Consider the following 9591-nt stretch of genomic DNA (forward strand, 5'->3'; position numbering starts at 1 on the left):
GTCACTTGGGTATATAAGTCTTATCTAAACGCCATGTAGCCAACATACAAACCGCCGACTCAGGCGGTTTGTTTTTATGAAGCCTATTAAGCCCTTACATTTCGTCTGTGGTTAGGTGGTCGTTTTGGCGCTAGACTGAGTGAGCAAAATAACGCATACACAAAAGGAAGAAAATCATGATTCAACAAGGTCAAGCATTGCCTGCTGCGACGCTGAGCGAACTGACTGCCGATGGTATGGTAAATCATCAAGTAACAGAGCTGTTTGCAGACAAGAAAGTGGTTCTATTTGCGGTACCAGGTGCATTTACTCCGACATGTTCAGAAGCGCACCTTCCGGGTTATGTTGTACTGGCAGACCAACTAAAGGCGAAAGGGGTGGACCTGATTGCTTGTGTATCTGTTAACGATGCATTCGTGATGCAAGCTTGGGGCGAGGCACAGAACGCGTCTGAGCTGCTTATGCTGGGCGACGGCGACGCAAGCTTTACCAAAGCACTGGGCCTAGAGATGGATACTGGCGGTTTTGGTGGCGTTCGTTCACAACGTTACGCAATGATCATCGACAACGGTGTCGTGACCACATTGAACGTTGAAGAACCAACAACGTTTGAAGCGAGCAAAGCAGAAACCATCCTCGCTGCACTTTAAGCGCAACGCTAAGGTCACTAAACGGAAGCCGATGTGCTTCCGTTTTTTCTATCTGAATACGGTGAGAGTCCCGAGCAGTATTAGCTCAACGCGACACACTTGATAAAGATAAAGTTAGGGTACGTCGCCAAGCGTTGGTAGTGCTCCTGCGAGATTTCACGAATCTTCTCATTCACTTTACCCTCTGAGACAGCCAGCATCGCCATATTACTGCCCGTAATTGCATCCGTAATGTCTTGCAATGAGCGGCGGTAGAATGCGACAGAAACCGGCTTTCCAATCGTGTCCCACACATCTTCGATTCGCTCTTTCTCAAAGTAATTATCCGATGCAGAACATTCAAAATCAGCGAATGGATGATGAGTTGAGAATACAAACTGACCTCCAGGCTTCAACACGCGCTGAATGTCATTGAATAAGGGACGAAGGTCTTCAATGTAATGCACCATCAATGGACAAATCACTAAGTCATACTGAGCATTCGCCTCTTCTGGCAAACCAAGTGCCAAGTTCTGAGCGTAAGCGTTGACCGAGTCACCAAGCTTGTCTTTAACGATATCAATCATCTCTTGCGCAGCGTCGATACAAGTCACGGAAGTGGCACCGCGCTCCAAAAGAATTTGCGCGTAAATACCTGAACCACAGCCTAAGTCCAGCACCTTTTTGCCAGCCACATCACCGACAAGTTCAAGGGTATTTGGGCGCTCAAAGTGCGCGTTGTACAAGTTATCTTGCGCCGCTAAATCGTATTGCTTTGCGTAGGTGGTGTACATCTCTTGCTTCATGGTGACTCCGACAGGAAAAGTGGGATGCGAAGACTAGAAAACACTCGAAAATAAGTAAAGTAAAAAGCACGTCAGATGAGTGATCTTGCGCGTACATTGAAGAAGATTTGTGACTAGTGGTTAGGTTGAGCCTTTCCAACCGATTGCAAAGGCTCGATACATAACAATAAAGCGCTTATAGGGACGATAAGAACCGCTCTAGCGCATTCGCACGACGCTGGTTTCTTGCTTGCGCTGCATTTCTGCAAATGTCATGACGAAGGGAGAAGATTGTTTCACACGGCTTGGCAATGAAGACAGCGCATTGTAGGCATCCTGCTTAGTCTTAAAATCCCCGACGGTTACGGTATACCAGCGAGTACCACGGCTATTCTTCCAGTTCACCCAAACCGGATGTTTCGGGTCGATGTAACGAATGTATTCCTTCACATCCTTCTCTTTCTTCAACGCCAACACCTGCATGGTGTAGTGGTTAGGGTTGAGGTAGCCATAAGCATCTTGCGATGACATCACCCCCACACACTGTCCAGTATCGGCAGGTTGATGCTGTGACATCACACAGCCAGTAAGTGACATAGCCAAAGTCAAAGATAGAATCTTTCGCACGCGTAACTCCGTTTTTTTGTTCTGAATGGTTCTCTTGATGAGTGCTCAAAACAAAAAGGCGACCATTTCGGCCGCCTTAGTAAATTTAATATTGGGAGTATTGGTTAGAACCAGCTTGCCACAAGACGTTTGAACCAGTCCATCAAGCGCTTAAAGATACCGCCTTCATCAACAGGCTCTAGCGCAACCAGTTCCGCTTCTTTCACCACGTCACCGTCAACTTTGTACAGCACCTTACCAACTACTTGATTTTGTTGAATCGGAGCCATCAGGTCGCCGTTGTATTCCACTTCCGCTTCCAGCTTGTTCACGTCACCTTTTGGTAGTGTTAAGTAGATATCGCGGTCAACACCCACTTTTAATTCGTCTTGGTTACCCATCCAAACACGCGCCGTTGCCACTTCTTTACCCGCTTGTGTCGGAACAACCGTATCGAAGAAACGGAAACCGTAGCTCAGAAGCTGTTTACTCTCTGATTCACGTACGCTCGGGCTTTTCGCGCCCATCACAACCGCGACTAAACGCATGTCTCCGTTGGTTGCAGAAGTCGCCAAGCTGTAACCTGCGCCGCTGGTGTAACCCGTCTTCATGCCATCAACACTCATGCTGCGATCACGTAGCAAGCCGTTACGGTTGTATTGGGTAATGCCGTTATAGGTAAACGACGTTTCGCTGTATAACGGGTAGATATCTGGCAGATCACGAATGATCGCACGGCCTAGCGTTGCGATGTCACGCGGGGTTGAATACAGACCATCACTGTCCAAACCATGTGGGTTGGTAAAGGCAGAGTTAGCCAAGCCAAGCTGGTTCGCCCAACTGTTCATCAAACCAACAAAGCCTGCTTCACTACCCGCAACATGTTCCGCGATGGCGACACTGGCATCGTTACCCGATTGAACAATCAAACCTCGGTAAAGATCAGAAAGTGAAACCGACGTCCCTACCTCGATAAACATCTTTGAAGAATCTGGGAAGTTTTTCGCCCAGGCGTTGCGGCTTATCACCACTTCATCGTCTAGGCTGATGTTACCTGACTTAACCTCTTGGCCAGCAACATAAGCCGTCATCAGCTTAGTCAGACTTGCCGGGTTGAGACGCTTGTCGGCATCACGTTCCACTAGCACAGTGCCAGTGTGGTAATCCATTAAAACATAGCCACGAGAGCTCAGCTCTGGGGCATTAGGAACAACGGTAGGAGCAGCAAAACTAAACGCAGAAACAGCAGTCAAGCTGGTCGCTAACGTAGCATTGAATAAAGTGTTTTTTCTCATAGCAGCATTCTGTGGCTTACAAGTTACAAACTAAGTCGAGTATATGGAAACGCTGTTCAGTTGCAGCACCTCTGTTACGATTGGTTACGTTTACTCGATATTTGTCGAAAAGAATGCGAAGTCGGTTGAAGTTTGTGCTTATTCGTTCGTCAATTCGGTGAAATCATGAATTGCGACTCGCTTCCATTGTTCACTCATTGCCGAGCTGACTAAGACAACCCCACTTGAGCAAGCCATGCGCAGACAACACCCCAACAATACTTACACATCAAAACATTACACATCATTGCATTTTTCATATAAAAGCCTGCCAAATATCGAAATAACGCCTAAAAAACCCTTTGAGTTGCATTGTTTTACACAAAACACTATGATCGCGTCGCATTTTTTAATTTGAACTCAAAATAATTGGAGGGCGGTTTTAGTGTTTTTCTTGTTCAAGAAGGGCACATTTAAAAAAGCGTATATGTTGTATTTATGGATAATGCACTAAAAAAATATAGTATCGACACTACCGACTATCAGGTTGGTCAAGATAACGTTCAAAAATGGGGATTTGATATCCACAATCCAGTATTCGGAATTAGTGCTGGTCTTGTTCTTCTTTGTATTGCTTCTCTTCTCATTGTTGACCCTGCTACTGCTCGTGACGCCTTAAATGGTTTAAAGAACAGCATCATTTCAGACTTCGACTCGTTCTTTATGTGGTCAGCAAACTTCTTTATCTTATTCGCTATCGCGATTCTTTTATCTCCTCTGGGTAAGATCAGAATCGGCGGTAAAGACGCCGTTGCGGAACATTCAACCGTCTCTTGGTTGTCGATGCTTTTCGCTGCGGGTATGGGTATCGGCTTGTTGTTCTGGAGTGTTTCAGAGCCAACGGCATACTTTACCAATTGGTTTGGTACCCCTCTAAATGTAGAACCTTATACGGAAGAAGCGAAATCACTCGCGATGGCAGCCACCATGTTCCACTGGGGCATCCACGGTTGGGCGATTTACGCCATTGTTGCACTCTCGCTGGCCTTCTTCGCATTCAATAAAGGTTTACCGCTTTCTCTGCGATCTGCGTTTTATCCTATCTTTGGCGATCGCGCGTGGGGTTGGTTAGGCCACGTTATCGATATTCTGGCGGTACTCGCAACGCTATTTGGTCTCGCGACTTCTCTGGGCTTAGGTGCGCAACAAGCCACCAGCGGTATTAACCATGTATTTGGTTTAGAAGGTGGCATTGGTACGCAAATGATTGTTATCGCCTTCGTTACTTTTATTGCAGTACTGTCTGTGATTCGAGGTATCGATGGTGGTGTCAAGCTACTAAGTAACATCAACATGGCGGTTGCATTCGCGCTGTTGGCTTTTGTGATGTTTATTAGCTTCGATATTGCGACAACATCCATTTGGGATACCGCTGTCGCGTACGCACAGAATATTTTACCGCTAAGTAACCCTACCGGTCGTGAAGACACAGAATGGATGCATGGCTGGACAGTATTCTACTGGGCATGGTGGGTATCTTGGTCACCATTTGTGGGAATGTTCATCGCGCGCGTATCGAAAGGTCGTACCGTTCGCGAGTTCATCTTCGCGGTTATCGTCATTCCAACTACCGTTACACTGGTTTGGATGGCAGTCTTCGGTGGTATCGCCCTTGATCAAGTAGCGAACAAAGTCGGCGAACTTGGTGCCAATGGATTAACGGATATCTCGCTTACTCTATTCCACGTTTATGACGCGATGCCGTTTAGCTCGATCATCTCTGTGCTTTCTATCGTCCTGATTTTGGTGTTCTTCATCACCTCATCAGATTCTGGCTCATTGGTTATCGATAGCATCACTGCCGGCGGTAAGATTGATGCACCAGTGCCACAACGTATTTTCTGGGCATGTATTGAAGGCTCTATCGCTGCCGTTATGCTCTGGATTGGTGGTAAAGAGGCACTGCAAGCGCTGCAATCTGGTGTTGTCGCGACAGGTTTGCCATTCACGTTGGTGCTGTTAGTGATGTGTGTGAGCCTGATTAAAGGGTTAAGGTCTGAGTTACCTGCCTGTCAAAACGCAGCGCAGAAAGCGTCTGTCGCCTAGTTCATCCTTGAGCAGAAACGTATAACAATATGGCTCATCGAAGGTTGACATAACAAACGAGCGTCTATTTGGCGCTCGTTTTTTTGTTTCTGACTCGCCACGCTCAGCAGGTACTCAACCAACACTCAAGACCTGAACTTAGGACATAAAAAAGCCCCAAACACAAAAGATTTGGGGCAAATAAAGCAATGAGTTATTGGTTAAGGGTTACTAACTCACCACTGGAACAACGTCAGGTTTATGACTCTAATTATTACGTGATTTCACTTTGAAACGATCAAAAAAGGAATGCCGAAGCATTCCTTTTTGTTTACTGAAAAAGCGAGGTTATTCTGGCTTCTTCGCCAGTGCCGCATCAATGTCTGCTGCGCTGTGACGCTCTGCCACGTGATCCCACTCTTCACCCCACGCACGGTTAACGATACGACCACGCTGCACTGCTTCACGAGCATCAATCGCTTTCGCCCAACGCACAACGTTTTTGTAGCTTGCTACGTCTAAGAATTCAGCCGCATCGTAAGCACGACCCAGCACAAGGTTGCCGTACCAAGGCCACGTTGCAATATCAGCGATGCTGTACTCGTCACCGCCTAGGAATTCATTATTCGCAAGACGCTTGTCTAGTACGTCTAGCTGACGTTTTGTTTCCATCGTGAAACGGTTAATTGGGTACTCAAACTTCTCTGGCGCGTATGCGTAGAAGTGACCAAAACCACCACCTAGGTATGGTGCAGAACCTTGCAACCAGAATAACCAGTTCATTACCTCTGCACGCTTCGCACCTTCTGTTGGTAGGAAGTGACCAAACTTCTCTGCTAGATAAAACAAGATGTTACCCGATTCAAAAACGTTTACTGGCTCAGCGCCTGAACGGTCTACCAACGCCGGAATTTTAGAGTTCGGGTTGACGGACACAAAACCAGAGCCAAATTGGTCGCCGTCACCAATCTTAATCAGGTATGCGTCGTATTCTGCTTCTGTTACGCCTGCCGCCAGAAGCTCCTCAAACATGATCGTCACTTTCTGACCGTTTGGTGTACCCATTGAATAAAGCTGGAATGGGTGCTCACCAACTGGAAGTTCTTGCTCATGACGAGCACCAGAATCCGGACGGTTGATACTCGCCCACTGACCGCCGTTTTCGTTATCGTTTGTCCAAACTTTTGGTGGAATGTATTCGTTAGTCATTGTTATCCCTTATTGCGTTTGAATGCATCTTCAAACTGACGGCTCTAGCGCGCCAGCAAGCATCATTAAAATCGTCCCTTCGCCATCGGCTTTGGACATACCCAAGATATTAGGTCGAATTCGCCAAATAAAAGTCCTGCCATCTCTTTTAGTTAGAACCTTTGGTTATGGGAATTTCTTTCACGCTATAAGTAAAAAGTACAGGTTAATGTGAGCTAGGTTCGAGATGCCAACAAAGAGGAACAGATCAAAGCCAGCGGCCCATCCATCATCTCTGTTTTGATCAAGCTAGCATCGTGGCAGCAGCTTATCGATAGCGCAAAACCGTGCAGGTAATCCGCCAATAGATCTAAGCTGTCTTTTTCTACTTGCTGGGATAAGCCCAAAGGCTGAACGATCAATTGATAGCGCTCGGTGAATACTTGCGCAGGGCCATGAGATGTCATGCTCAACATGGTTTGCAACAACCCGTTGTACTCACACAAGAGATCGATATAACTAACACACAGGCTTTTGAGCTCACCTTGCCAATCTTCATTACTCAGTGGTTGATAAATTTCCTCCACCAGCGATGTGGTGAGCGCTTCAAGCAAGGCATTCTTATTTTTGAAGTAGTAATAGATCGCCATCGGATCCACATTCAGTTGAGTCGCTAAAGAACGAATGCTTGGTACCTTTCCGTCTTTTTTCATCAATAGCTTAGCCGACTCTAAGATGCTTTCTGCACTTAGCTGCGACTGCTTTGCGGTCGGTCTTCCGCGTTTCTTTTCGTTGACAGACATTTGATCTTCCCGATAAACTCAATATTATTCTACATTGTAGAATTAATTTTAACCCAACCTTTAGCTCGGCTCAAGCATCACTACTTAGATGAGGTACTCATGGCAAATATCGTATTTATTGCAACCAGTCTGGACGGTTACATCGCAGATAAACAAGGCAAACTCGACTGGCTGCAATCCGTACCAAATCCAGACAACATTGATACTGGCTTCTTCTCACTGATGGAGCGTATTGATGGCTTGGTGATGGGGCGTAATACCTTAGATGTGGTACTGAGCTTTGATTGCGATTGGCCATACAGCAAACCCGTTTTCGTACTCAGCAATACCATGACGGAAGTACCACAAGGCTACGAAGACAAAGTGTTTCTAGTAAAAGGTGAGCTCAAAGATGTGCTCGCTGATTTGAATGCGAAAGGCTTTAACGAGCTTTACATCGACGGCGGTGTGACAATTCAGAACTTCCTCAAAGAGGATCTTATCGATGAAATGGTGATCACTCGCTTCCCTATTCTACTTGGCGGCAGCGCACCGTTGTTTGGTGACTTAGAGCAGCCACTAAACTTTAAAGTCGCGAAAAGCGAAGTAGTGCTAGATACCTTGGTTAAAACCACTTACATACGTGAGCGATAGTTTGCCGCGATAGCTAGAACAAAAGAAAGGCGCCCTTCCTTATAGATGAAAAGCGCCTTTCCAATGTTCGAACCTATCCTGCTGTTACCGCTTTGCGCCAGATAGTCCATTTGATCCAGACTCAACGTAACCCGTGTGACCTATCCAAAGTTGATAGAAGTCGGTTTCATCGTGTTTCGGGTTCCGACGCGCGAACTCCCAACCATTGCGCTTATAAAAAGTGAGTGCCCTCGTGTTCGTTCGGCTTACAGAAAGTACCGCACGCAAGCACCCCGCCTGGCTTAACGTTCTGACGATATACTCTTGCACTTTAGGGGCAAGCCCTAATCCACGGAAATTCGGTTTTAGATAAATAAGGTGCACATAGCCCGTGTCCGGCTCGGGCGAAAAGCTACGAAATTCGAGTTGCCCTGCAAACTCGCCATCCACAAATATATGAATGTAGAACCAACCTGATGTCGATAATCGTTCCAAGATTCGCTCACGATAGCCACTGATGAAGTCCTCGAAGCCATCATAGTGTCCGAAGCTACAAAAGTACGCATCCTTCCTAGATGCAACACATAGCTCGAAATCGTCATCCATGTTTATCTGTCGAAAAGTAATTTCCATACTTACCTTTTTCCTAAATCAAATATAACGCCTAACTAAACAGGGAATAAACAGCGTTAGCCACGCTTCCAGCATCCCCATAAGGTACTATGGTCAGGGATTAAAACTTAGTAGCAACTCAATCAATATGCAATAAGTTTAAATTATTGAAAATATTATTTATTTACCATTGAGATGGATAACCTAACACGGCACAATGCCCCCCCAAATAAGACGAAAAGTTGTCCGGTCAACGTCATACAACAAGGAGAAGTTCATGATTGTCGTAGCGAGATTTTCTTTTCCACATGAAGCACATATCGCCAAAGCAAACCTTGAAAGTGCTGGTATTCAGAGCTTTATCGCCGATGAGCATACCGTGAATACACAATGGCTCTACTCCAACGCTATTGGTGGTGTTCGCTTAATGGTTTCGGAAGAGGACTTTGAGGAAGCAACCGAGATCCTGAGTTGTGACTTCTCTGAAAGCCTTGAAACTCACTCCGCAGTCGCTGGAGAGAAAAAAGACCTTTGCCCTCATTGTGGAAGTAGTGATCTATCCGCCCACACAAAAGGAAAGCGACCTGCATTTCTGGTGTTCATATTGTTAGGGTTTCCACTTTTTTTCTATAAACAAGGCTACAAATGCAATCAGTGTGGTGAGTTCAGCGAGCAACTTTGAGCCATGGTATGAATATTACCTTCTCCCAACTCAAAGCAGTATTATTCGAAAGGATTGAGAAATCATGATTGAGTGTAAAAAGTTTATTTTTGATGTCGATGCAACGTTAGTTGATACTCAGGCCGTAATAGACAATATCTGGAAAAAGTGGTGTGAGACCGTTGGTGTCAGCTATGTTGATATGAGCCAATACATCCACGGAAGAAAAATTGAAGAAACCTTGCACTGTATATCCCCAAGTTACGCTTGTGACGTACAAGTAGAGAAAGTAAAAAGCATCGCATTGTCTGAGATGACAGAAGTGGCCCCCAATTT

The 9591-nt window shown here is 45.9% G+C and carries 11 protein-coding genes; 5 read left to right on the forward strand and 6 right to left on the reverse strand.

Features of this window, described 5'->3' with window-relative positions; genetic code table 11:
- Window positions 1-176 precede the first annotated feature (176 nt).
- On the forward strand, window positions 177-650 hold the full coding sequence (locus KIV40_RS24815; RefSeq protein ID WP_285351844.1) for a peroxiredoxin: 474 nt from the start codon (window positions 177-179) through the stop codon (window positions 648-650).
- An 80-nt stretch (window positions 651-730) separates the two neighbouring features.
- On the opposite strand, the gene KIV40_RS24820 is transcribed toward KIV40_RS24815, so the two are convergent.
- The 3 genes from KIV40_RS24820 to KIV40_RS24830 form a co-directional block, all read right to left on the reverse strand.
- Window positions 731-1435, reverse strand: coding sequence for a class I SAM-dependent methyltransferase (locus tag KIV40_RS24820; RefSeq protein WP_005426404.1), 705 nt, complete (start codon window positions 1433-1435; stop codon window positions 731-733).
- A 198-nt stretch (window positions 1436-1633) separates the two neighbouring features.
- Window positions 1634-2041 (reverse strand): SPOR domain-containing protein, encoded by a 408-nt coding sequence (locus KIV40_RS24825; protein WP_285351845.1) that lies wholly within the window; start codon window positions 2039-2041, stop codon window positions 1634-1636.
- 104 nt (window positions 2042-2145) lie between these two features.
- Window positions 2146-3315 (reverse strand): D-alanyl-D-alanine carboxypeptidase family protein, encoded by a 1170-nt coding sequence (locus KIV40_RS24830; protein ID WP_285351846.1) that lies wholly within the window; start codon window positions 3313-3315, stop codon window positions 2146-2148.
- 477 nt (window positions 3316-3792) lie between these two features.
- Between KIV40_RS24830 and KIV40_RS24835 the strand changes: the two genes are divergently transcribed.
- Window positions 3793-5400, forward strand: a complete 1608-nt coding sequence (locus KIV40_RS24835) for a BCCT family transporter (protein WP_285351847.1) — start codon at window positions 3793-3795, stop codon at window positions 5398-5400.
- Between the two features lie 327 nt (window positions 5401-5727).
- Here the strand turns inward: KIV40_RS24835 and yghU are convergent, their stop codons facing one another.
- Together yghU and KIV40_RS24845 are read right to left on the reverse strand one after the other, a co-directional pair.
- Window positions 5728-6588: a glutathione-dependent disulfide-bond oxidoreductase gene (gene yghU / locus KIV40_RS24840; protein WP_285351849.1), complete on the reverse strand. Its 861-nt coding sequence runs from the start codon at window positions 6586-6588 to the stop codon at window positions 5728-5730.
- Between the two features lie 215 nt (window positions 6589-6803).
- Window positions 6804-7370, reverse strand: coding sequence for a TetR/AcrR family transcriptional regulator (locus tag KIV40_RS24845; RefSeq protein ID WP_233966497.1), 567 nt, complete (start codon window positions 7368-7370; stop codon window positions 6804-6806).
- Between the two features lie 99 nt (window positions 7371-7469).
- On the opposite strand from KIV40_RS24845, the gene KIV40_RS24850 reads away from it, so the two are divergent.
- Window positions 7470-8003 carry a dihydrofolate reductase family protein gene (locus tag KIV40_RS24850; protein ID WP_285351851.1) on the forward strand — a complete coding sequence of 178 codons (534 nt, stop codon included), beginning with the start codon at window positions 7470-7472 and terminating at the stop codon, window positions 8001-8003.
- An 84-nt stretch (window positions 8004-8087) separates the two neighbouring features.
- Here KIV40_RS24850 and KIV40_RS24855 read toward each other — a convergent pair whose 3' ends face one another.
- On the reverse strand, window positions 8088-8615 hold the full coding sequence (locus tag KIV40_RS24855; protein WP_285351852.1) for a GNAT family N-acetyltransferase: 528 nt from the start codon (window positions 8613-8615) through the stop codon (window positions 8088-8090).
- Window positions 8616-8871: 256 nt separating this feature from the next.
- Between KIV40_RS24855 and KIV40_RS24860 the strand changes: the two genes are divergently transcribed.
- Together KIV40_RS24860 and KIV40_RS24865 are read left to right on the forward strand one after the other, a co-directional pair.
- Window positions 8872-9276, forward strand: coding sequence for a DUF2007 domain-containing protein (locus tag KIV40_RS24860; RefSeq protein WP_005426375.1), 405 nt, complete (start codon window positions 8872-8874; stop codon window positions 9274-9276).
- A 64-nt stretch (window positions 9277-9340) separates the two neighbouring features.
- Window positions 9341-9591: HAD hydrolase-like protein (locus tag KIV40_RS24865; RefSeq protein ID WP_375164882.1), on the forward strand; the 251-nt coding region annotated here is incomplete at its 3' end.

Source organism: Vibrio sp. D173a, assembly GCF_030248475.1.